The organism is Mucilaginibacter sp. PAMB04168 (assembly GCF_039634365.2).
Classification (GTDB): Bacteria; Bacteroidota; Bacteroidia; order Sphingobacteriales; family Sphingobacteriaceae; genus Mucilaginibacter.
In genome coordinates this window covers 2,771,398-2,793,380 of sequence record NZ_CP155079.2, presented here as the reverse complement: position 1 = coordinate 2,793,380, position 21,983 = coordinate 2,771,398, and the positions used below count along the sequence as shown (strand labels likewise).

General features: G+C 40.8%; 20 protein-coding genes, 1 tRNA gene and 1 riboswitch. Of the genes, 7 read left to right on the top strand and 14 right to left on the bottom strand.

What is annotated here, in order from left to right; translation table 11 throughout:
* Nucleotides 1-4 precede the first annotated feature (4 nt).
* Entirely contained in the window at nucleotides 5-940 is a 936-nt protein-coding gene (locus tag ABDD94_RS11820; protein ID WP_345952416.1) for a KpsF/GutQ family sugar-phosphate isomerase, read from the bottom strand.
* A 56-nt stretch (nucleotides 941-996) separates the two neighbouring features.
* Complete coding sequence (gene kdsA / locus ABDD94_RS11815) at nucleotides 997-1,776, bottom strand: 3-deoxy-8-phosphooctulonate synthase (RefSeq protein WP_345952415.1); 780 nt, start codon at nucleotides 1,774-1,776, stop codon at nucleotides 997-999.
* A gap of 729 nt (nucleotides 1,777-2,505) precedes the next feature.
* On the opposite strand from kdsA, the gene ABDD94_RS11810 reads away from it, so the two are divergent.
* The gene (locus ABDD94_RS11810) at nucleotides 2,506-3,363 is read left to right on the top strand and encodes an RNA polymerase sigma factor RpoD/SigA (RefSeq protein ID WP_345952414.1); all 858 of its coding nucleotides are present in this window, start codon (nucleotides 2,506-2,508) and stop codon (nucleotides 3,361-3,363) included.
* Nucleotides 3,364-3,521: 158 nt separating this feature from the next.
* Here ABDD94_RS11810 and ABDD94_RS11805 read toward each other — a convergent pair whose 3' ends face one another.
* Both ABDD94_RS11805 and ABDD94_RS11800 read right to left on the bottom strand, forming a co-directional pair.
* A complete protein-coding gene (locus ABDD94_RS11805) occupies nucleotides 3,522-5,069 on the bottom strand; it encodes a bifunctional GNAT family N-acetyltransferase/carbon-nitrogen hydrolase family protein (protein WP_345952413.1) in 1,548 nt (515 codons plus the stop codon).
* Between the two features lie 102 nt (nucleotides 5,070-5,171).
* Entirely contained in the window at nucleotides 5,172-5,363 is a 192-nt protein-coding gene (locus ABDD94_RS11800) for a cold-shock protein (protein WP_345952412.1), read from the bottom strand.
* A gap of 207 nt (nucleotides 5,364-5,570) precedes the next feature.
* On the opposite strand from ABDD94_RS11800, the gene ABDD94_RS11795 reads away from it, so the two are divergent.
* Nucleotides 5,571-6,533: a YihY/virulence factor BrkB family protein gene (locus tag ABDD94_RS11795; RefSeq protein ID WP_345952411.1), complete on the top strand. Its 963-nt coding sequence runs from the start codon at nucleotides 5,571-5,573 to the stop codon at nucleotides 6,531-6,533.
* A 182-nt stretch (nucleotides 6,534-6,715) separates the two neighbouring features.
* On the opposite strand, the gene ABDD94_RS11790 is transcribed toward ABDD94_RS11795, so the two are convergent.
* Nucleotides 6,716-6,799, bottom strand: a tRNA-Leu gene (locus ABDD94_RS11790).
* A 16-nt stretch (nucleotides 6,800-6,815) separates the two neighbouring features.
* Nucleotides 6,816-7,343, bottom strand: coding sequence for a Fe-S protein assembly co-chaperone HscB (gene hscB / locus ABDD94_RS11785; protein WP_345951894.1), 528 nt, complete (start codon nucleotides 7,341-7,343; stop codon nucleotides 6,816-6,818).
* Between the two features lie 157 nt (nucleotides 7,344-7,500).
* Here hscB and ABDD94_RS11780 point away from each other — a divergent pair, with 157 nt between their 5' ends.
* A complete protein-coding gene (locus ABDD94_RS11780; protein WP_345952410.1) occupies nucleotides 7,501-8,643 on the top strand; it encodes a serine hydrolase domain-containing protein in 1,143 nt (380 codons plus the stop codon).
* A gap of 5 nt (nucleotides 8,644-8,648) precedes the next feature.
* Here the strand turns inward: ABDD94_RS11780 and ABDD94_RS11775 are convergent, their stop codons facing one another.
* Both ABDD94_RS11775 and ABDD94_RS11770 read right to left on the bottom strand, forming a co-directional pair.
* Nucleotides 8,649-9,467 carry a polysaccharide deacetylase family protein gene (locus tag ABDD94_RS11775; protein ID WP_345952409.1) on the bottom strand — a complete coding sequence of 273 codons (819 nt, stop codon included), beginning with the start codon at nucleotides 9,465-9,467 and terminating at the stop codon, nucleotides 8,649-8,651.
* A 7-nt stretch (nucleotides 9,468-9,474) separates the two neighbouring features.
* Nucleotides 9,475-11,418, bottom strand: a complete 1,944-nt coding sequence (locus ABDD94_RS11770) for a sialate O-acetylesterase (RefSeq protein WP_345952408.1) — start codon at nucleotides 11,416-11,418, stop codon at nucleotides 9,475-9,477.
* A gap of 344 nt (nucleotides 11,419-11,762) precedes the next feature.
* Here ABDD94_RS11770 and ABDD94_RS11765 point away from each other — a divergent pair, with 344 nt between their 5' ends.
* Together ABDD94_RS11765 and ABDD94_RS11760 are read left to right on the top strand one after the other, a co-directional pair.
* A complete protein-coding gene (locus ABDD94_RS11765; protein WP_345951898.1) occupies nucleotides 11,763-12,203 on the top strand; it encodes a DoxX family protein in 441 nt (146 codons plus the stop codon).
* A gap of 23 nt (nucleotides 12,204-12,226) precedes the next feature.
* Entirely contained in the window at nucleotides 12,227-12,610 is a 384-nt protein-coding gene (locus ABDD94_RS11760) for a VOC family protein (RefSeq protein WP_345952407.1), read from the top strand.
* 70 nt (nucleotides 12,611-12,680) lie between these two features.
* On the opposite strand, the gene ABDD94_RS11755 is transcribed toward ABDD94_RS11760, so the two are convergent.
* From ABDD94_RS11755 to ABDD94_RS11740, 4 genes are read right to left on the bottom strand one after another with little or no spacing between them, the layout of a single operon-like run.
* Complete coding sequence (locus ABDD94_RS11755) at nucleotides 12,681-13,577, bottom strand: cell surface protein (RefSeq protein WP_345952406.1); 897 nt, start codon at nucleotides 13,575-13,577, stop codon at nucleotides 12,681-12,683.
* A gap of 19 nt (nucleotides 13,578-13,596) precedes the next feature.
* Nucleotides 13,597-14,709: a DUF5074 domain-containing protein gene (locus tag ABDD94_RS11750; RefSeq protein WP_345952405.1), complete on the bottom strand. Its 1,113-nt coding sequence runs from the start codon at nucleotides 14,707-14,709 to the stop codon at nucleotides 13,597-13,599.
* Nucleotides 14,710-14,724: 15 nt separating this feature from the next.
* Nucleotides 14,725-15,840, bottom strand: a complete 1,116-nt coding sequence (locus ABDD94_RS11745; protein WP_345952404.1) for a DUF5074 domain-containing protein — start codon at nucleotides 15,838-15,840, stop codon at nucleotides 14,725-14,727.
* A gap of 13 nt (nucleotides 15,841-15,853) precedes the next feature.
* Nucleotides 15,854-17,908, bottom strand: coding sequence for a TonB-dependent receptor (locus ABDD94_RS11740; RefSeq protein ID WP_345952403.1), 2,055 nt, complete (start codon nucleotides 17,906-17,908; stop codon nucleotides 15,854-15,856).
* 98 nt (nucleotides 17,909-18,006) lie between these two features.
* A riboswitch (cobalamin riboswitch) is annotated at nucleotides 18,007-18,206 on the bottom strand.
* 97 nt (nucleotides 18,207-18,303) lie between these two features.
* Between ABDD94_RS11740 and ABDD94_RS11735 the strand changes: the two genes are divergently transcribed.
* A complete protein-coding gene (locus ABDD94_RS11735) occupies nucleotides 18,304-18,801 on the top strand; it encodes a BON domain-containing protein (RefSeq protein ID WP_345952402.1) in 498 nt (165 codons plus the stop codon).
* 100 nt (nucleotides 18,802-18,901) lie between these two features.
* Here ABDD94_RS11735 and ABDD94_RS11730 read toward each other — a convergent pair whose 3' ends face one another.
* Nucleotides 18,902-19,960 (bottom strand): DUF748 domain-containing protein, encoded by a 1,059-nt coding sequence (locus ABDD94_RS11730; RefSeq protein WP_345952401.1) that lies wholly within the window; start codon nucleotides 19,958-19,960, stop codon nucleotides 18,902-18,904.
* 8 nt (nucleotides 19,961-19,968) lie between these two features.
* Nucleotides 19,969-20,217 (bottom strand): YtxH domain-containing protein, encoded by a 249-nt coding sequence (locus tag ABDD94_RS11725; protein WP_345952400.1) that lies wholly within the window; start codon nucleotides 20,215-20,217, stop codon nucleotides 19,969-19,971.
* A gap of 541 nt (nucleotides 20,218-20,758) precedes the next feature.
* Between ABDD94_RS11725 and ABDD94_RS11720 the strand changes: the two genes are divergently transcribed.
* Nucleotides 20,759-21,979 carry a site-specific integrase gene (locus ABDD94_RS11720; RefSeq protein WP_345952399.1) on the top strand — a complete coding sequence of 407 codons (1,221 nt, stop codon included), beginning with the start codon at nucleotides 20,759-20,761 and terminating at the stop codon, nucleotides 21,977-21,979.
* Nucleotides 21,980-21,983 lie beyond the last annotated feature (4 nt).

Sequence of the window (21,983 nt, the reverse complement as noted above, 5' to 3'; positions counted from 1 at the left end):
TCCTTTAACGCGTATAAATTTGATATATACCTTTAACGGAGCGATTTTCGGGGGAACCAACTAACACCGTGGTAATTTTCTTTCTGATCATCAATTCATCCGCCTGGTGTATCAGTTCATCTTCATTAATTATTACTGGATTCGGGTTCATCATCCCGGCCACTGTTTGCGTAGTCGTATCGGGATTGCGCATCAAGGAGCGACGCAGGTCGCCGTCTGTTATAACGCCTTTTACGTTTGATGTGTCACCAACAATCACCATTCCTAAACGCCCTTCTGACATGCATAATAAAAGTTCTGTAAACGGTACGTCTTCCTTAATAAAAGGAAGTTTATGTGTACGCATCATATCTTTCACCTTAACCAATAATTTGCGTCCAAGGCTGCCACCCGGATGAAAACGCGCAAAGTCTTCTGGCTGGAAATGCCTGGCTTCCATAAGCGCTACAGCCAGTGCGTCGCCCATAACCAGTGTTGCAGTAGTTGACGAGGTAGGGGCTAGCTTAAGTGGACAGGCCTCATGTGTGATGTGGACGTTTAAATGAAAATCAGTATTGGTAGCGATAGTTGATGATGAATTACCAGTGATACTTACAATTTTGTTCTTATTCCATTTTAAAAAAGGAATAAGCCGAATAATCTCGTCTGTTTCGCCAGAGTAGGAGATAAGGATGATCAAATCGTTGTGCCCAATCATTCCCAAATCGCCATGAAAGGCCTCTGTAGGGTGCATAAAAAAGCTGGACGTGCCTGTACTGGCCAAGGTGGCTGCAATCTTTTTGCCTATAAGCCCGGATTTGCCTGCGCCAGTTACAATAAGCTTGCCCTTGCTTTGTAAGATAGCGTCTACAGCTTTAGTAAACTGTTCGTCAATTAAGCTTGCAGCTTCTTGCAGTGACTGTATTTCGTCCTTAAACACTCTTTTGGCTATTTCCTGCATGCGTAATAATCGGTCTTAATTTGTGTTCTAAATGGCCTGTAAATGAAATATCGTAGTTAGCTTAATAATGGCTCAATTACTTTATCCAAATCACTTAGCTTGATCATGTTAGGGCCATCACTTAAGGCATTATCAGGATCGGGATGAACCTCCATGAAATAACCATCAGCTCCAAACGCCTTGGCTGCCTGAGCCATCATTGGTACAAACGTCCGGTCGCCACCGGTTTTGCCACCAGCACCACCAGGGCGTTGCACCGAGTGCGTACAATCCATGCAAACCGGATGGCCAAAAGATTTCATGTCGTGTATATTCCTAAAATCAACAGCTAAATTATTGTAGCCGTACATATTGCCGCGTTCGGTAAGGATAACCTGTTGATTTCCTGCTTCAAGTACTTTTTGGGCAGGGTAAAACATATCCTGACCTGACAGAAACTGCGCTTTTTTAACATTAACTACTTTTCCGGTTTGGGCAGCAGCTACCAGCAAATCGGTTTGGCGGCACAAGAAGGCTGGTATCTGCAAAATATCTACTACCTGACCAGCTACCGCAGCCTGGTAACTTTCGTGTATATCAGTAGTTAGGGGTAAGTTGAAGCGCTCTTTTACCTTTTGAAGCATTTCCAGGCCTTTCTCCAGGCCAGGGCCACGGTAGGAGCCGATAGAGGTACGGTTTGCCTTATCAAATGATGATTTGAAAATAACCGGTATATTGTACTGCTGGCCAACGCGGGCAACCTGTTCGGCTACCTGATATAACAGGTCCTGGCTTTCCATCACACAAGGGCCCAAAATGAAGAAAGGTTTTTGCTGTATTTGTTCAAAAAGTGTCATTAATACGTTTATATGAAATTAATAATAACAAAGCCCCAATGCAAAATGCATCAAGGCCTATTTGTATGAGATCCTAATATATTAGCCGTTAGTCCATTAGTTGTGGTGTACTTACGTTTCCAGCTTTGATAGTAATTAATTATCGTCGACTTACGTTTTAGGTTAGCAACCTTTAATTCCTATGCAGTTCTAATTTACAATTCAATGTTTTGCTCAACTAAAATTGGCGTAAACTCAGCAATATATTTGGTACATAGTTAGGATATTTTGCTTCAATTACCAATAGCTATTTTGCGAGTACCTAAGATTCACGTTTTGTTTTGGAGGTAGTTTTACCAATGGGTCTAACGCGCTTATCTTGATATTTCCATTTCTAAATTACTGTATCATTTGAAAAGCTTTCACGTTCCTGGAGACGTAACCATATAAACACAATATGAGGAAACCGACCACAGTTTGGATTTAAACTTTAGTTTCATTTATATGATACCTGACCAATTTCAGTGTTCATTTATCAAAGATGACTTTTTGCATACCAGTTACTGATTAAATTAACGGTAACTTTACACCACACATTGTGTGATGTGATAGAACGAGCGACACACTACCGAACAACGAACGATTAACAGCTTACGATTGATTAGTAATGGGCAAACCGGCCGTTGCTCAGTTTATAAATGCTACTAAAAACTACATTGATGCTGCGGTAAGCCATCATAAAATTCTTGAATGAGACAACTAAAAATATCCCAATCCATTACCAATAGGGAAACGCAGTCCTTAGATAAATACTTGACCGAGATAGGTAAAGTAGACCTGATTTCAGCTCAGGAGGAAGTTATCCTGGCACAAAAGATCAGGGAAGGTGATCAGGCTGCGTTAGAGCGGCTTACTAAAGCTAATTTACGCTTTGTGGTATCGGTTGCTAAACAATATCAAAATCAAGGTATTACGTTAGGCGATTTGATCAATGAAGGGAATTTAGGCTTAATTAAAGCCGCCGGTCGTTTTGACGAAACGAAAGGATTTAAATTTATCTCATATGCCGTTTGGTGGATTCGCCAATCAATCATTTCAGCAATCGGAGACCAATCACGCGCAGTAAGGTTGCCGCTAAATCAGGTGACTGCCATAAGCAAGATCAGAAAGGCTCAATCAAAGTTGGAGCAGGAGTTTGAACGGGAGGCTACACCTGAGGAACTTGCTTTAAACCTGGAAACAACTGTTGAAAGGATAAGCGATTCGCTGAGCATTTCAGGAAGGCATATTTCTGTAGATGCACCTTTCCAACAGGGCGAAGAAGGTACGTTGCTGGATGTAATGCACAGTAGCGATCCTACCACAGACAATATGATGATTCATGACTCTCTGAGCATTGAACTTTATCGTTCACTCTCAAGGCTAGGAGATCGGGACCGTGAAGTTTTGATTTTATTTTACGGCTTGGGCGGAGGAAATACGCATACCTTGGAAGAGATTGGAGAAAAGCTCCGCCTAACACGCGAACGGGTTAGACAGCTAAAGGATAAGGCATTGCAAAACATTAAGCGCTCATCCAGAAGTGGCGTGCTACAGTCATACTTATAAAAATCACTTAAAGGCGTTTCAAGATAAAGAATGAGGTCCCGGGTCGCAGGATGACCCAGCTCTTATGACACAAAAAAGGTGATGCAAAGCTGCCAGTTGAATACGGATAGCTTTGCATCACCTTTTTTGCGTACAAGCAGCAATTAAAGAATATTTTATTACTTCTTGCTTTTGTTTACAATCTTATAAATATCCAATCTCCTGTCTTTTAGGTTTCTTACTGCACCAAAACTATGCAGTTCTTTAAGCAGGTCTACATCCACATCTGCAATCAATGTGGTTTCGGTATTAGGCGTTGCCTCTGCCTTAATGCCATTGCTTGGAAAAGAAAAGTCTGATGGGGTAAACACGGCCGACTGCGCATATTGAATATCCATGTTGTGTACCTTAGGTAAGTTACCTACGCTGCCTGCAATGGCCACATAGCACTCATTCTCTATAGCCCTGGCTTGTGCGCAACTCCTAACACGGGTGTAGCCGTTTTGTGTATCAGTCATAAAAGGAACGAAAAGAATCTGCATGCCTTGCTCGGCTAATAGCCTGGGCAGTTCGGGAAATTCTACATCATAACAAATTAAGATGCCAATCTTACCGCAATCGGTATCGTAAGTAGCGATGTTATCGCCGCCTACCATGCCCCAAGCGCTTTGCTCGGCAGGCGTTAAGTGGATTTTGCGGTACATTTCATATGATCCGTCACGCCGGCATAAATATCCAACATTCTGCAAAACGCCGTTTTCCAGGTATGGCATACTACCAGTAATAATGTTAATGTTGTAACTGATGGCGTATTCCATAAACTTATCCCGTAAAGGAATAGTGAAATTAGCTATCTGGCGCATTGCTTCGGCACCACTTAAATGATTGTAATCTGTCATCAATGGTGCATTAAACAATTCCGGAAACAGGATAAAATCACTTTGATAATCACTAACCACATCTACAAAAAACTCAATTTGCTCGCATAGCGACTCCAGGTTAGGAAACGGCCTCATCTGCCACTGTACTAATCCTAACCGGATAATCGATTTTTTTGAATTAATATGCGCAGCTTCTTCGTTGTAGTAAATGTTGTTCCACTCTAACAACGAGGCATATTCAAGTGACTGCGTGTCGCCTGGTAAATACCCTTTTAAAATTTTCCTGACGTGAAAATCGTTGGCCAGTTGAAAAGATAGGGTAGGGTCATGTATTTCTTTCCCTTTAACTTTTTCGAGGTATGCCTTGGGTGTGAGTTTATCGGCATAGTCTTTATATTTTGGAATACGGCCACCCGCAATAATGGCTCGCAGGTTATATCGCTCGCAAATTTCTTTCCGGGCGTCATATAATCTTCGTCCTATTCGCATGCCCCGAAAGTCTGGGTGTACAAAAAAGTCAATTCCGTATAACACGTCTCCTTTTGGGCTGTGGGTTGAAAAAGTATAATTACCCGTAATTTGGCCGTAAGTATGATTGTCTCCAAACTTGTCATAATCTACTATTAGCGACAATGCGCATCCGGCTATTGCTCCATTAACCAGTATACAGATCTGCCCTTCCGGAAATATTTCTACAAGCTTTGTTATATGCGCTTCGCCCCAAAAGGAAGCGCCTTCCCATTCGGAATAAGCTTCCATCATAGAGGCTTTTAAGCCCAGATAATCATCTTTAGTGAGCGTGCGTAATTCTATTTTGAGATCTTCGTTTTTAAGTTCTTTTTCCATTTTGTGGTTTTGCTCTAGTGGGTTGATGAACTGGTGACAGTTGAAATTTAAAAAAAAAGCACCCTCCCAAAGGAGGATGCTTCGTAACGGTTTTATAGTTCGTTAAGCTAACTTTACATTTACGGCGTTAGGACCTTTACGGCCTTGCTCTACGTCAAAACTAACAACGCTGCTCTCACGAATGTTGTCAATTAGACCGGTTGAGTGAACAAAGATCTCGCTTCCACCATCATTTGGAGTGATAAATCCGAAACCTTTAGTCTCATTAATAAATTTAACTGTTCCTTGTTGCATTATATGGTTATGGATAAGTAGGCAAGGTACTTAAAAACATTTACCTAATTTACTATGGGTAAAAGTATTTAATTAATGGTAATAAAGCAGCTTTTTAGATAACATTAAAGAGTGCTTTAAAAAGACTATTTGTAGCAAGCAGCATAACAACCAATGATAAACAGGGCACAGATATTGTTGATGGCTGGCAACATTGATAATTGTTAGATGATTAAAGAATACCTCACTATAAAAGCTTTCATTAACGGAGGCAAAATATTAAAGGCGGCTTTCGGCAATTTCATGACTGACCGCGCACTGAAGTACAGTGCCTCACTGGCATACTATACCATCTTTTCATTAGCGCCGCTGTTGTTGCTGCTGATTTCGTTAATTGGTATTTTTATGGGGCAGGATGCCATACAGGGCAAGGTATTTTCAGAGATTAACGGTATGGTAGGTAACGAGCCGGCTAAACAAATTCAAGACATGATCAAGCATCTTGAGATGTCAGGTAAATCTACCATATCGGTTGTTATTGGCATAATCACTTTAATCCTCGGTGCTACTTCAGTGTTTGGTGAGATTCAAGACTCAATTAATATCATATGGCAGGTTAAAGCCAAACCCCAAAAAGGCTGGGTAAAGATGATTAAAGATCGGGTTTTGTCATCGTCATTAATTATTACTTTGGGCTTCCTACTCATGGTTTCGCTTGTAATTAACGGTGCATTACTCGCAGTGAGCGACCGGTTAAAAACCTTTTTACCCGACTTCACCGTTGTAATTTTTAACGTCATTAACGGGGCTATCAGCTTTGTAGTAATAGCTGTGCTTTTTGGGGTGATTTTTAAAGTTCTTCCTGATGTAAAGATTCAATGGAAAGATATCTGGCCGGGGGCATTATTTACAGCTGTTTTATTTATGATCGGACGACTGCTGATTAGTATTTACATAGAAAAGTCGGGCACCAGTTCCACTTATGGTGCAGCAGGATCGTTGATTGTTATACTGTTGTGGGTGTATTACACAGCTGCCATACTCTATTTTGGTGCTGAGTTTACCAGGGCGTACGCTGACTTTAAAGGCATAAAAATTGAGCCGGCAGAATTTGCAGTACACGTAGAAGAGAAAGAACAGGAAAAAGATGTAGATGTGCTTCCTAAGCAACATAAAACTGACTACAAATAAAACGGTCGTGTTCTGATAAATACCTGGTCTTAACTTGACATTTTTAACGCTTTGCACGAACGCTTGGCTTTTGTGCCTGAAAAGCCGTTGTAAGTTTAACAGAATACAATCTTTGCTTTCAACGTTACTACCTTAAAAACAAAAATCCGCTATGATTGCTCATAACGGATTTTGTTGTATAGTACCCAGAGCCGGGGTCGAACCGGCACGGCCTTGCGGCCACAGGTGTTTGAGACCAGCGCGTCTACCGATTCCGCCATCTGGGCCTGTCCATACTTCCTTTCAGAAGCGGGATGCAAATGTATTCAAACTCTCCTGAATTCGCAACAAATATTTTTGTCTATAATAAATATCTGCAATGCTGTTTAAACGACTTTCTTTTGCCGTATCATTAAGTGTTTCATAATCAGTTGTTAACTCTTTGAATTGATTGTTCAGATCATCTTCAACAGACAGCACTTCTGCACGTATAGAGGCCAGTTGTTCGGCATCATCGGCCTCCATAAGGCGCTCATTAAGGTCCATCATCTCCATTAAGAAGTCGGCCGGTAACTGCGGTTTGGCACCCTCGTTAACTAAATCATGCTGCTTTAGGATGTATTCTAACCGCTTAGCGGTATCGCTTAATGTTTGGTAAGCCTTATTGTTGATCGTAGATATTTCCAGTATCTCCTGTTGTTTACTATCATCTTCGTTTGCGTAAAAATCGGGATGGTACTGCTTGCTTAGCGCATAAAACTTTTTCTTTAAAGCAGCACTGTCAATATGGAATGACTCTGGTATATCGTAAAATTCAAAAAAATTGATCATAACGCATTTTTACTAAAAGAGAAAACCTGATTTCCCTTGTTATTGAGTGTAAAGGTATTTAATAAAGTATTGTTTGCCCATGCAATGTACTAGCGAATGGAAAAAAGTATGCGCTGACGTTAATTTTTACTATGTTTAGTTCATTAACAAACGTAAAATGATTTTTAAAACGAAAATTAAGTATCTGCTCATTTTCCTGACTTCGATAACCGCTATGAAGGGTGCAGCACAATCTAAAGTTGAAGAGGAATTGCAGGGCATTATGAAACGATATGAGGCTATAGGTATGTCGGTGGCGGTTGTTAAGGAAGGAAAGATATTTTATACCAAATCTTTTGGTTTTAAAGACGTAGAGCATAATACGCCTCTTAGTGATACAGATATTTTCAGGATTGCATCCATCTCTAAATCTTTTACATCAACATCGCTGATGCAACAGGTTGAGGCAGGTAAAGTAAGCCTGGATGATGACTTTGGTGACTTAATTGGCTTTAAGATCAGGAACCCCAAATATCCCGACACAAAAATTACACTGCGCATGGTCTTATCGCACACATCGAGTATAAATGACAGTGAGGGTTACTTTAATTTGGATGCAATTAATCCGGATAAAAGCCCAAACTGGTCTAAGTGTTATAACAGCTATGAGCCAGGGAAGGGCTATCAGTATTGTAACCTGAACTTTAATATGGCGGGTGCAGTTTTAGAGCGGCTTACAGGCGAGCGATTTGACAAGTATGTAAAAAGCCACGTTTTAAACCCTTTGAAATTAAATGCCGGTTACTGTGTCGACTCGCTTGATAACGCAAGGTTTGTGACGCTTTACGAATATAATGGGGCTACTCATAAATACACGCCTGCACCACTGGCTTATGCGCCCAGAAGGGAAGAGATAGCGAATTACAAGCTGGGATACACAACACCCGTGTTTTCGCCTACAGGTGGTATGAAGTTATCTGCTACTGATTTGGCTAAATATATGACCATGCATATGTACGACGGCAAATATAACGGGGTCAAAATCATATCTAAAAGGTCCGCTAATACCATAAGAAAACCAGTTGCCAAAAAGCAGGGGTATGGGCTTGCGATACACACCAGCGACGTTATACCGGGTAAAAATATGTTTGGCCACACTGGCTCGGCTTATGGTTTATACAGTGTAATGTTTTTTGACCCAAAGGAAAACTTTGGCATTGTAGCTATAACGAATGGTTGTAATGCACCTGATGGTGAAGACATGCACCCAATGCTAAAACTGGTTGTACAAAGCCTGTACACTAACCTGATTAAGCAATAGGAAATCTACTTTCCTATTGCTTTGGAAACGCCGGTTTGATAGGCGCTTATCTTTTCGGCAACATCAACCATGGGAGCAATCCAAATATTTTTCTCATTTGCCTTTAGGTAGTGTAGCAATTTGCTGTGCGCCTGTGCATCAACATTAATGCTATGTCCACCCCCCACGCCGTGAAATAAAAACACGAGGAGGGTATGCGTTTGTTGGGCTTTTTTTACCAGGTCTATCATATAATCGGCGGAGTGACCGTTTATTGAGTAACAGTTGATGTTGTCTAATGGCACATCCTTGGCAGACGGCATGCCGCCAGTTACACCACGTGCGCCTACGAAGTCTTTTTTTAACTGCTCATAAAAATAAACGTTCCCTATCTGCCTGTCACCGCAAGGGTAGGCAAAGGTGCGTTTGCTCTTACCGTCAATAGCTGTAAGCAGCACATTGTTTACGCGTATCTCGTCTACGGCACGTGCAACAGTGTATTTGCTCAGGTCATGATCTGCCTTTACAAAGCTTCTGCCAGGCAGGCTGCCGTCACAGGGGTGAAATAATGCGTGATTGCCCAATTCATGCCCATGCTTAGCTGCCAATCTCCATTCGCTTAAACGGCTGTTAATTACGGGCGAGGAACCAATTAGGTAAAAGGTTCCCTTAAATTTCATTGAATCCAGCGCTGGTATGACGTTATCAAGGTCTGCGTCTATAGCATCATCATAGGTAAGTACTACAGCGCATTGTTTGTTATTCCATACGCTTTGCTGTGCATACGTAATGGTTTTAAACGCTAAGAGCGTTGCGGTTACAAATAAGAGTCTTAATGTTTTCATTAGCTTATTACGGTTTATCGGTTCTGAATGGCGATGCAGGCAGGCCTTCCTTGTTATACAAATTTGCCCCTTCGGGATTATCCGCCCAAGCGTAACGGACATAAAGAGGCTGATTAATTTCTTCATTGTAAACAATTACCTTATTGCCTTCAATTTCGGCCTTAGCCCAAACAAACTTTTTATCTGCACCTGCAATAGCGAATTGTTGCAATTCACCGCCTCCTTTGGCTACCAAGCCGCCCCCGGTTTCGGTGAATGAAAGTACAATCTGTTTGCCCTGAACCGTAGCCGATTGCAATAACGGTCCCGATGCTACTACATTTTTATTGCCGTAGGCTACGCGTTGCGCGGCAAGTGCCATGCGTTCGCCAACATCTTTTTTGTTAAGTGGGTGAATATCATTCCATTCACCAGCATCAATAGCAACAGCCATGGCCGTATTGGGTACCGACAAAGTTTTAAGCTGACTTTCCCTCAACTCGGCCCACTGACTTTGTGAAGGTGAATACTGAACTTCCATAAAGTTAGGTAACTGTGCATAAATAAATGGCAGGTTCGGCTGATTCCAAACAGTGCGCCAGTCTGCAATTAGTGCTGGTAGTAACGCTGCATATTCGGATGGCTTCCCGCTATTTGCCTCACCCTGGTACCATAATACGCCTTTTATTTTGTAAGGCACAGCTGGTGCAACCATAGTATTATACAAGCCGGTCGGCTCACTTTGTGCAGAAAAAGAGTTGGGTAAGCCAGTGCCGCCAGTTTCAAAAACCTGGCCTACCTGATATTGCCAATCGCCCCTTAAGTCGAGCTTGAAGTCGCCGGCCGTTAGATAGTAGGGTTTATCGGGAACAAATCCTCCTTTACCGAAAGTACTGGTTACCCTGACTACTATAATGTTTTTGCCTGCTTTTAGCAACCCTGCTGGTATTTCATACCTCCGTGGCGGGTATTGGTAGGTGATGTTGCCCACTAGTTTACCATTTACATACGTATGATCAGCGTCTACAATACGACCCATAAAAAGCTTGGCGGCTTTGCCGGCTATAGCAGCCGGTAAATTTATTTCCTTTCTGAACCATACAATGCCGTTTAAACCCTTCACACCCTGATCGGCCCAATAGCCCGGAAGCCAGAAATTATGCCAGCCTTGAGGTACAAACGTAGTATCAAACCAAGGCTTAGCGCCGGTAAGACCTTTGTCGGTTTGCTTGTTACCAGGTTTACCCGCATCTGCACTAACATACGGCCTACTAATGCGATTATAGTAGGCCGTGTCTTTTAACTCGGCTATCCGCTTTGCATAGAGATCTAAAGATTTCAAGCCATTTTCGCTAATCCATGCCTGTATGGGGGTGCCTCCAACACTGGAGTTAATAATGCCAATAGGCACATGGTACTTATTAAACAGATGCCGGGCGAAAAAGTAACTAACCGCCCCAAATGATAACACGTCTTTTGAGTTTGCAGTTACCCATTTGCCAGGCGGTAAATCATCGTGCGTACGCTGTACGTCTGATGCGGTAGGAATAAAGAAATTCCGGAGCAAAGGGTAATCAGCATTAACAATATCGTCCGGGTACTTTTCATTAACCCGTTCCATGTTTATAACCATGTTTGATTGGCCTGCACAAAACCATACATCACCTAACAAAATGTTTTTTATTAAAATATGATTGGTCGCATCAATTTGCATGTCGTATGGGCCGCCTGCTTTTAGCGCCGGCAGGGTAGTGGTCCATTTACCCACAGCCGACGCAGATGTTTTGTAAATCTTTTTGTTAAACTTAATACTTACCTTTTCGTGCGGTGCAGCCCAGCCCCAAATGTTTATTTTCTGATCTCTTTGCAGCACCATGCCGTCACTTATTAATTGCGGCAAACGTACCTGTGCTTTCAGTTGTGCATGACATAAAAGCAGAAGAGCGAGGAACACTTTATAGTATTGTCTCATAAAAGGTGTGCGTATAATTGGTTGCGGCGTTAAATATCGCATAATTTATTCTTACTGCAATCGATTGCAATTAATATTTTTATTAGGACCCAAAAGTCAATTTGTTTTCAGTGGGGTGTTGTAATATTAAATTAAAAAAGGCACTCAAACCGGTTGGTTACGATAATACGGCATATTGAATTTCTTTGGCAGGCGCCACTATGCACAAAACTGGTAACAACGGATGTTTATTAGCGCATTACTGGCTATCGGTACAGATGCCTGAACGTAATTTTGAAGTTTAGCCAGCTGATGAAACTTTTTTATTAATTTTAAGCGTAAGTAATATTACATAACCTATCATTATGAAGAAATTTTTTGCGACCTACAATTTTGCCACACCTGTTGATGTGGCGTTATTATTAGTAAGACTCGTCTGCGGCTATGCGTTTATACTGCATGGCTGGGGAAAAATCCAGCATCCTATGAGTTGGATGGGCCCACAGTCGTTTATTCCACCCATATTTCAAGCCCTCGCTGCCATTGCCGAATTTGCAGGCGGTATAGCACTTATTGTTGGTTTTTTGACCAGGCTTGCGGGTGTTGGGTTACTGGTAACAATGGGGGTAGCTGTTTATACACATGCCTTCGTTTTTAATGATCCATTTGTGAATTTTAAAGGTGGCAGTTCGTATGAGCCGGCATCAATATTTTTTTGTATTGCAGTAATGTTGCTGGCAGCAGGTGCCGGGCGTTTTTCTTTGGATAAACTTATATTCGGCGATAGAGCTAATACCAAATATTAAATTAACTGATAAAATTCTTGAACATGTTTGAAAACACAAAAGCTTTTAGCGGATTTTCTGTAGACGACTCCCAAAAGGCCAAGCAGTTTTACAGTGAAGTATTGGGTTTAGAAGTAGAAGAGCTGGATATGCCAGGCCTATTAAGTTTGCATATAGCAGGTGGGTCGCACGTGCTCATATATGCTAAAGCAAACCATTTGCCAGCCACGTTTACCATCCTCAATTTTCCGGTTGATGATATTGAGAAAGCTGTAGATCAGCTTGTACAAAAAGGCGTTAAATTTGAAACTTACAATGAGCCCAACTTTAAAACCGATGATAAAGGAATATTTCACGGCGGAGGACCAAAAATAGCATGGTTTAAAGATCCAGCCGGGAATATTTTATCGGTACTTGAACAGCGTTAAAAACACTAACAAACAAGAAAGGCTGCAATTAGCAGCCTTTCTTGTTTGTTAAGTAATGCGGATAAGATGTTTATTTCTCGATACTGATATCGGCAATGCCTTTAACTTCGGTTGACAGTTCGCCCAACAAACCCAAGTTATATGGTATCCCTGTTTGTACTTTAATGAAATCAATACCGTTTAAAGCCACCTTGTTGCCTTTTTCGTCTATAGCATTGGCTATATCTAGCTTGTCTGATCCGGCCGAGTTGTCGGCATACCCAGATGTAAAGGGCGTACTGGTAATAATCCCGGCATGATTAATATTGCTTGACGGCAACAAAGTACCTGTTAATGTATAAGTATTTGCGGTAATCCACACCGGATAATACGCTTGTTTATAAAACGTATTCGTTTTAACAGAGCCAGAGTTGCCCAGGTTATCTGTCCAAGACACTTCACTGGCGGGCGATGAAGGCCGTGTATAAGTAATACTATAATTGCGCGTATAGCCTGCCGAATTTTGGGCACTGCCGCTTAACTCGTACCAGATATCATCGGGCTTGCCGTTGCTATTTACATCTTGCATTACCCAAACCACACCCGGTTCGGCAAAACTGGCCGAGGCATTATTATAAATAACAATATCCTCCTTGCCGCTCTGATTAAGTACCGTATGATCAAAGCCTAAAACGATATTACCCCCGTATGAGCCTAAGCTAACTAAACCTTGTTTACCGTTTAAAACAGTTTTAGCAGCATCCGCATCACCAAAGGCGGTATTCACAAACTGGCCCGGACCAGGGGTATAATCGAACAACTGTGTTACATAGGCGCTGCTTTGAGTTGTAATGGGCCTAACTTTCACCTCCTCAGTTTGTTCAGGTTCCTCAATTTCTTCGTCCTTTTTGCAGGAGCTGAAAAACAGTGTGCCGCCAGCAAATGCTAGCAACACGCTTGTATAAAGTCTATATTTTGTTGTTTTCATAGTAGTGAAAGAAAAACCATTATTGTTTTTTGTACGAATACACAAATACTGATGCTTTAGGATAAACGCCCGTTTCAAAATCATGCAGCTTTTTGCCGTTGCTACCAAAAATGAAGGCTTTACCGCTGGTATAACTAATGCCATCGCCAGCTACTACCATGTTGCTGAACGGATCGATTGTTACACCGTAAAGATAAGTGAATGAGGTGCCGTCGGTAATAAAGTTGGCGCCGGCGGTACCCGTAGCTACTTCTAACTGCCTAATAACAGATGTCTCCGTTGAAATAATGCCTTTGTCACTTGTAAAGCTTAAAGCGCTGCCATAGCCATAGCCAGGTGTTGTTTGAACTTTGGTATCTGTAATACTGCTTATTCTGTCGAGTGCGCCAGCTACTTTGGTATAATAGTTTCCATAACAGATAACATAAATATCGCCGTTAGGTGCAGCAACCACTTTACCCGGGTTAAGCGATACGGTGATGTCTTTGGTTTTTTTAAAAGTTGCTAAGTCTATCACAGATACTTTATTTACATTTCCGGTATATAGGTAATCTGAATTGGCTACGTATAACTTGCCATTGGCTGTTGCCACGCCTTCAAGATAATTAACTTCGAGATTTAACTCGGCATCAACGTTTAACGTTGCAGTGTCAATGCGACTTACTTTACCATCATAGCGTGACACATATGCCTTGTTTTTGTAAAACGCAATTGAGCGTGGCTCATACCCGCCGGTTGTAGAATTAAACGGTATACGTTTAATCGACTTGCAGGTATTTACGTCCATTACATCTACGAATGATTGGGGTTGAGATGATGTTCCGCTTACTACGCAATACATTTTGCTGCCGTAGCGTTGCAAATCATTTGGTGTTTCACCTAAATTGCTTCCATTTACTTTTTTGTAATAGCTTTTTTCAGCCGTATTCGTTTTAAAGTTATAGAAAGAGATGTCACCATTGCCGTTGCCGTATGTACCCTCGCAAAGTACATATACGCCCGCTGTACTTTCGATTACAGGCTCAAGGTTATCAGGCTCGTTTTTGTCTTTTTTACAAGAGGTAAAAAGAACGGTAGTTGTAATAATTGCTAATAGTAATCTTTTAGAATAGCGTAGAAATTCAATTTTCATTTTATATAGTGGATTTTAGTAATTAAAAGCAAAGTGGGCAGGTACATCGCCGGTAGTTACCGACCATTTCTTTTTGCCAGCACTGTCAAAGCAATAAAGCGTACCCGGCGAAATAAAATCTTTAGCATCGGTTAGCAGTACATCTTTAGTAACCGGATTAACGCTCAAGCCGTAAGGCAATCTTATTTGGCTTTGTGTTCCATCAGTTATAAATTGCTGGCTAAGCAGCGTTTCATCCAGTGTGTTGATGATATTATAGGCGAACTTGGATTGTGCATTGGTGCTTATGACGTACGCTCGGTCATTATCTATAAACAACACCCTTGTCTGCAAATTGAACGTTTTTTTGATTCGCTCGGTTTGCGTGTCAATTACGTAAAGATTTGGTTGAATGGTAAGATAATCGCCACGTGAAGTAATGTACAAATCGCCAAAGCGATCAGCTTTTAGATGTTCCAGGTTAATGTCAACATCAATTCGCTTAACCTCAGTAAACGTGTCGATATCAACTACCGAAATGGTACGTTCGTAATTAGGCGGACTATAACCACCTGAATTAGCCACATAAAGCTTGTTACCTGCAACAGCCATTTCTTCGGGCTGCCGGCCAACCGTTACCCGCCGCTCAATCAGCAGGGTAGTCGTATCAATTTGAGCCACTATACCGTTGGGTGAGTTTGCGTCGCCCACGCTACCCAAATAGGCGCTAACGTAAACTTTGTTATTATGAAAGGTAAGGTACCGGCAGTTTACCAAATCAATTTGTTTTATACGCTTTCCGGTTTTTGCGTTAAGCACCTCAACTTTGTTCGAATTATTAACAGCCACATAAAGCTTGGAACCATATACAAGAATGTCGTTTCCCACATCGCCAAGCCCTTTTATTACTTCAGGGTTGGCCTGATTATAGATGTTACGTCTGTAGCGGCCCGTTGTATAATCCACATAATCTAAAGAGGCTTTGTTCATGTTTAGGTTACCTTCATTGAGCAGGTATACGCCTTTTACTGAACTAGAGGGCACTGGTTCAAAAAGCGTTTCTGTTTCTTCCGGAGCAGGTTTTGGATCTTTACGGCAGGCAGACAACAAAATTAGGATAAGCAAAAAATAAGTTTTGTATGTTGATCTCATTATTTTTATTTGTTTAATAATTTAAACTAAACTTCAACCGATAGTAACGACCAGGCATCGGAAAGTTTGTAATGACTTCATAGTATTGATTTAGTAGGTTATTAACGTCTATTCCGACCTTTATTTGATGCCCTTTGAACGAAGTTTGCCACATTGCTGCTACATCATGCGTGTACCATGGCTCTACATAGTTGGCGGGTATATTTGCACTTTGGTTATAGCGCTCGCCGGTGTAAATAAAACTGTAGTTTAAGCTAAGCTGTTGCCAAAGCAAACCAGCCAGTAAAGACCCGCTGTGTAGCGGTGTGTAAGGTATCTGTTGGTTGACCAAAGAGCCACTTGAAGCATCGAGTGCTTTTTGATAGGTATAATTGATACCAGCATTCAAAAATAAACTGCTTTTTAACTGCCATCCCGTTTGCAGGCGGGTTTCAATTCCATATACGTTTACACGGTTAATGTTTTCCATGGTCCAGCGGCGCAGGTTTTGGCCCGGCACTGCTACAATTTTGTCGGCTACACGGTTGTAGTAAACGTCCATTTGTAATTGTATGTGTTTTATTAAACGCTGCGAGCCATTGTGCTGAAAAGTGAAGCCGGCATCATATTGTTGGGAATATTCTGGTTTTAAGTATGTGCTGCCAACAAAGGTGTAATACAACTCATTGAAGGTTGGCAGACGGTACAATCCTTTGTAAAAGCTCCTTAGTCTAAAGTTCGGGCTTTTGAAAGGTTGCCAGGAAGCCATTACAGCAGGTGTGTATTTTACCCGGTTTGGCGCTGCTTCAAACGCCTTTGTACTTTCGTAGGTAAACGTTCCCAGTACGTTAGCCTGAAAGATAAATCTGGTCCACTTTACTTCGGTAGCCATTGCTGCTAACCAAGTGTTACGGGTAGGGTAGGTGAACCTGTAAATGTTCGATTGCATGGTATTAAGTAGGTAGTCTGCCGAGATAGCCGTGTTCCAAAACTTTTTGATAACAATTTGATTGGTTACAGACAAATAAAGTTCCTGTTGATGGTAACGGCTATCGGAGAATCCGGTTGTGGTTACAATCTCAGGATCCAGGTATCGCAGGTAGTCTCTCGAATACTTAGCATTAGCTAATAAGCTGTATACCGGACCTTTTTTTTCGTAAGCCGATTGTATGAACAAATTGCGGTCCCATTCGCGCTGATTATAGTTAAACTTATTGGCTACAATGGCACCTGGTAACCCACGTTCGGAATTGTACAAATAGGTTTTGACAGTCCATGTGCTACTGTCGCTTAATGTTCCGTTTAATCCTGCCTCTATGCGTAAGGCGTCGATGTCACCGTTATTTCTTGTTGCAGTGGTGTCATAAGCGCCATTGGTGTATCTGAAAGGGTATCGGCCACTTGCGCGCGTCCATTCGGTACTAACAGTACTGTATGTTTTATTACTTATACGATGTTGCCAAAGTGCCGAAGGATTAACTAATCCCAGCGAGCCTGTTTTAAAGGCTGCTTTATAATGATTGTTGTTGCCAGTTTCAAAAACAGGTCGTTTTGCGGTAAGATAAATTACACTGCCTGCTGCAAGTGCCCTTGCCGACTGAAAGATACTGCCTTTTTGGGCGTTGTATAACTCAATTTCACCTATGTTGTCTAATGAAAATTTACCTAAATCAACCTGCCCATTTTGTGCATTACCTAATTGTATGCCGTCATAAAACACCGCTACCTGGCTGCTGCCCAGGCTGCGCACATCAACTGTTTTTAAGCCGCCTACACCGCCATAATCTTTAAGTTGAGCGCCTGAAAAGTAGCGTATCGCGTCTGCAACAGATAAAGTGCTTAACCTCTCAAGAGCTGCGCCCTTTAACAGTTGTACAGGCGTAGGACTAGCGAGGGGGATACTTTGTGCGCCCGACCATATTTGCACTTCCTGTAATTGATGATTGCGTAGGCTATCAACTGTCGGCTTTTTTACTTGTGCGCACAAAACAAAGCAGTGGCTAACCAAAAGCATTACCAATACCCAGGTTAAAATAAATCTTACAGAAAACCCTGCACGCCAGTGCGTGTAAAGTTCAGTTAATTCCATGTGTGTTGTGAGTTAATACCCACAGCATACCGAAAATTGTACACTACAAATGAAAAACACGAAAAGTATCTTCATTCAGCTTCAATCCGCGAAAGCTATGAATTATAAAAGCTAGAGGCAGGTATTCTGACTTGTTCCCCTTGGTTCGTCTTCCCATTCTGTGTTAACGGAACAGTGACTAAAGAATGAACTTCGGTTTGTATAGAACTTACAGCTGCGGGACAGTTCTGGATTTACACCAGATTCCCTTTTAATCCTGAAGATCGATGCTCCAGGAACCAAAAGCTGGCGCAAAGATAGCGTTTACAGCTTAATTTAAAGCAACAAGATTTTACTTAGCAAACCATTTCTTGTGCTTAAGTATTGTTAACTATAACAGAACACCAGGAATTTATATGAAAACTTGTAAGAAGACAATTAAGCGAAACAGTATAACAATTATTGTAATAGGTGGGTTGATATCTATTGCAATTGCGAGCTGTAGTCAGCAAAGTTTGGACAAGGAAATTAAAGCTGATTTGGTTGCTAAGGCAAAAACTGACGTGAGTTTTGCAGGCGTCAGCTATTCGGTTGAGAAGGGTGTAGTCACATTAACCGGCGCTTGCGCTACCAGAAAAGCAAAATCGGAGGTGGAAAAAACCGTAAAAAGCATACACCTTATTAAAGGTTTGCATAACCAATTAGTAGTCGCACCCGTAATTTTAAATAACGATTTCCTGCTGAAGCAAGCGGTAGACAGCGTTTTGGCTGCATACCCAGCAGTACAGGCCAGTGTTGCACAGAATGTTGTGACGCTAATAGGTAAAGCTCAAAAAGAAGAGGCCGATAAGCTGGTACCAGCTATAGCTAAATTAAAACCCGCAAGCATCGACAACCAGTTGCAAATGCATTAACGGTTATGTATTCTTAAAAAATGGATTAAATAACTGCAATCAAGTTTGTGAATCGAAAACGGTTTAATGCCTGGTGTTTCGAAATGTTCGTGCATTCCTGTTAATTTATAGTGCCATCGATGCCTTGTGTAAACGCTTTGATAAAAGCATTTCTAAGCACTCCCACAAAAGTTTGCCATCCGCTGGTTTCGGGATTATTTAAGTTTCCAGATATGGGAACCTTAGTTGCAATTTTTTTAGTTTTTGGGTTCTGAACAGCTTTAACGAACAAGCCTACTACCGCTTCTTTCGCGGCCTGAAAGATGCCGCCTTTTTTCTTCACATCCTTTTTCCAATTAAGCACCTTGACACCTTTAATAAAAGGTTTAACATAGCCGTTAAACTTTCCACTTTTTGCTTCTAACTCGCTGTACATATCCAGTGTACCCTTCTCTACATCAATCTTGCCTTTAGCTTCTATGAAGTCATTCAAGCTGGTTAGTTTTACGGTGGTTAACTGGCCGCTTAGTCTAAAATCAGGAATTTCTTTTAAAACATTGATCTTCATGTCGGCCTTAAGCTTTCCATTTCCTATTGACGTTCCAGTCAGGCTAACTGTCGAAGGCAAAGCTTCACCGTTTTTTTCAACATTAGCCAGGTTAAGCGCAGTTAATTGCATGTTCTGAATATGCAGGTTAATGTCTGGTTTTGCTGCAAAATCCATATAAGCTATACGGCCACCATTAACTTGCAAGCGGTTAATGGTCATAGGCATTAGCGCTTTTAACGTCCGTGTCCAATGCTCTTTTGCCGGCTCTTTAGATATATCAGCTGTTTCTGCCAATATATGTATGGCAGGTTCATTCATAATTACTTCACCCACCAAACGTCCCTTAAAAATGGCTTTCCATTCCAGTGACAGATCTGTATGCTCTATTTTCAAAAAGGGGTATTTAGGCGGATCGGTCTTTTTGCGAAGCACCAAACCATCAATTGCATAGGCGCCACGAATCAGGTGTATATCAATATCATTTACATGGCCGGTATAACCTGGCAATTCGTTTAATTTACGGTTTACATAACCCTTAACAATAGCCGGAAGCATAAGCCTTATGATGAATAAAAGTACGATAACACCAATCAGTACCCAATATCCCGGCTTTAGCCTTCTCCAATTCATGCTTCAAGTTAACCTTTTACTATTTGCTCTATTTCGTGCAGATCTGTAGTTTTCCTTTTACGTTTGGTATTTTTCTTTTCGAGATAATCGGTACTATGGTCTTTAGCCCCTTCAGCTACATTAGACAATTTTTTACGGAAGGAGTATCCCTTTTTAGTAGCGTAAAGGTAAGCTATTGCACCAGCAGCTATGGCGCCTACAGCAACGGCTGCAATAACCAAACTGTTATCATTTTCTTTAACAAATAAGTTTTTCATACTGAACGATTTACACCTTAACAGAAAAATGCCTAATTAGTTCTAAGAAATATTTTGTGTTTAAGGTATAACAGATTTTTTTTTTCAATAGTTAGTAAGTGAGGTTAAGGATGCAGTGCATTAGCTAACATAATATTGAGGCTAGCTTAATTGATCTGATCGTTTGAAACTTAATTTTAGATTAAGTGGAAACACCTTTTTTATAAAGAAGAATTGTTAACTGTATACTACAGTGCTAGCACCAGGTTAATAAAAAAAACCTTAAATATTTTATTTAAGGGTTTGGTGTTAGAATGCTATCTAAATTTGTGATTCCATCAGGATTCGAACCTGAGACCTACTGCTTAGAAGGCACTAGCCCTTGTTTTTTCATAACTTATTGATATTTGCCAAGCTTAACTAAAACGCTTTAAAAACGCTAAAAAAGACATTTTTGTTTATTCTTTACAAACCAATTCTTATATTCGTTTATTATAGTTCATGTAAACCGTCATGTAAACCGCCATGTAAACCAATCGTAAACTAAAACGAATATCAAAAGATGGATTCAACTATTGCTGCTATACTTTATAAATCAAAAACATTAGCTAATGGCAAGCATCCAATAATGCTTCGGGTAACAAAAAACGGCAAGCGGAATTATAAAGCTTTAAACCTGTCATGCTTTCTTAAAGACTGGGACACAGCTAAAAACTGCCCTAGAAGAAGTTGCCCCGACAAGGACAAGATAAATACTATCATCGCCAAAGCAATAAATGAATACAACCAAAAACTTTGGGAATACAAAGTTGAAGGTAAGGATTTTACCCCTGATATTTTAATTGCAGAAGCAACGCAACCAAAAAAGAAAACCACTGTATTTAAGTATTTTGATATAACCATTGAGAATTTAAAAAAAAGGAAAGAGATAGGCAACGCCAAAGTATATCAAGACACTTACAATCAACTTAAAAAATTTAGTAACGATAAGGATAGAACTTTTGCGCAGCTAGATTACAATTCCCTATCGAATTTTGAAACGTATTTAAAAGCAAAGGGGTTAACCGATAATGCTTTGTCAGTTAGGTTTAGAACTATCAGAGCGCTTTTTAACTCTGCAATAATTAACGGCTACACGAAAAAGGAATATTACCCATTCGAGAAGTTTAAAATAGCTTCGAGATATAGTACTAAAACACAAAAAAGAGCAATTACTAAGAATGACATTCAAGAAATTAAAAAGCAGGAGTATGAAAGAGGCTCTGTTGTTTACGAAGCACAGCAATACTTTTTATTCAGCTATTTTGTTGCTGGTATGAACTTCATGGATATTGCACGTTTAAAATGGAGTAATATACTTGAAGATAGAATCTTCTATAAGAGAGCTAAAACAGGTAATGAAATGATATTTCAACTTAAACAACCCGCACTAGAAATTATAAAAAACCTCTCGATCAGCTCTAAATCCGACCGAGATAGTTACGTTTTCCCGATACTGAATAAAAACCTTCATGTTACACCTATACAACAACATAACCGTATCCGGAAAGTAATGTCAAGGGTGAATAGAGATTTGAAGAAAATAGCTATAGACGCCAAAATTGATACACCATTAACAACCTATGTAGCACGACACACTTTTGCAACAGTATTAAAACGTAGTGGAGTTTCAACAGCTATTATATCAGAGTCAATGGGCCATCAAACCGAAGCAATTACCCAGACTTATCTTAAAAGCTTCGAAAACAGTGTACTGGATGATGCGTTAGATAATCTACTATAAAACG

What these genes read in the sequence shown, in the direction of transcription:
- ABDD94_RS11730 (WP_345952401.1), bottom strand. Translation starts at nt 19,960, where the DNA reads ATGAATTGGAGAAGGCTAAAGCCGGGATATTGGGTACTGATTGGTGTT.
- ABDD94_RS11745 (WP_345952404.1), bottom strand. Translation starts at nt 15,840, where the DNA reads ATGAGATCAACATACAAAACTTATTTTTTGCTTATCCTAATTTTGTTG.
- ABDD94_RS11725 (WP_345952400.1), bottom strand. Translation starts at nt 20,217, where the DNA reads ATGAAAAACTTATTTGTTAAAGAAAATGATAACAGTTTGGTTATTGCA.
- ABDD94_RS11780 (WP_345952410.1), top strand. Translation starts at nt 7,501, where the DNA reads ATGATTTTTAAAACGAAAATTAAGTATCTGCTCATTTTCCTGACTTCG.
- ABDD94_RS11770 (WP_345952408.1), bottom strand. Translation starts at nt 11,418, where the DNA reads ATGAGACAATACTATAAAGTGTTCCTCGCTCTTCTGCTTTTATGTCAT.
- ABDD94_RS11735 (WP_345952402.1), top strand. Translation starts at nt 18,304, where the DNA reads ATGAAAACTTGTAAGAAGACAATTAAGCGAAACAGTATAACAATTATT.
- ABDD94_RS11765 (WP_345951898.1), top strand. Translation starts at nt 11,763, where the DNA reads ATGAAGAAATTTTTTGCGACCTACAATTTTGCCACACCTGTTGATGTG.
- ABDD94_RS11750 (WP_345952405.1), bottom strand. Translation starts at nt 14,709, where the DNA reads ATGAAAATTGAATTTCTACGCTATTCTAAAAGATTACTATTAGCAATT.
- ABDD94_RS11800 (WP_345952412.1), bottom strand. Translation starts at nt 5,363, where the DNA reads ATGCAACAAGGAACAGTTAAATTTATTAATGAGACTAAAGGTTTCGGA.
- ABDD94_RS11810 (WP_345952414.1), top strand. Translation starts at nt 2,506, where the DNA reads ATGAGACAACTAAAAATATCCCAATCCATTACCAATAGGGAAACGCAG.
- ABDD94_RS11820 (WP_345952416.1), bottom strand. Translation starts at nt 940, where the DNA reads ATGCAGGAAATAGCCAAAAGAGTGTTTAAGGACGAAATACAGTCACTG.
- ABDD94_RS11805 (WP_345952413.1), bottom strand. Translation starts at nt 5,069, where the DNA reads ATGGAAAAAGAACTTAAAAACGAAGATCTCAAAATAGAATTACGCACG.
- ABDD94_RS11720 (WP_345952399.1), top strand. Translation starts at nt 20,759, where the DNA reads ATGGATTCAACTATTGCTGCTATACTTTATAAATCAAAAACATTAGCT.
- hscB (WP_345951894.1), bottom strand. Translation starts at nt 7,343, where the DNA reads ATGATCAATTTTTTTGAATTTTACGATATACCAGAGTCATTCCATATT.
- ABDD94_RS11775 (WP_345952409.1), bottom strand. Translation starts at nt 9,467, where the DNA reads ATGAAAACATTAAGACTCTTATTTGTAACCGCAACGCTCTTAGCGTTT.
- kdsA (WP_345952415.1), bottom strand. Translation starts at nt 1,776, where the DNA reads ATGACACTTTTTGAACAAATACAGCAAAAACCTTTCTTCATTTTGGGC.
- ABDD94_RS11795 (WP_345952411.1), top strand. Translation starts at nt 5,571, where the DNA reads ATGATTAAAGAATACCTCACTATAAAAGCTTTCATTAACGGAGGCAAA.
- ABDD94_RS11760 (WP_345952407.1), top strand. Translation starts at nt 12,227, where the DNA reads ATGTTTGAAAACACAAAAGCTTTTAGCGGATTTTCTGTAGACGACTCC.
- ABDD94_RS11755 (WP_345952406.1), bottom strand. Translation starts at nt 13,577, where the DNA reads ATGAAAACAACAAAATATAGACTTTATACAAGCGTGTTGCTAGCATTT.
- ABDD94_RS11740 (WP_345952403.1), bottom strand. Translation starts at nt 17,908, where the DNA reads ATGGAATTAACTGAACTTTACACGCACTGGCGTGCAGGGTTTTCTGTA.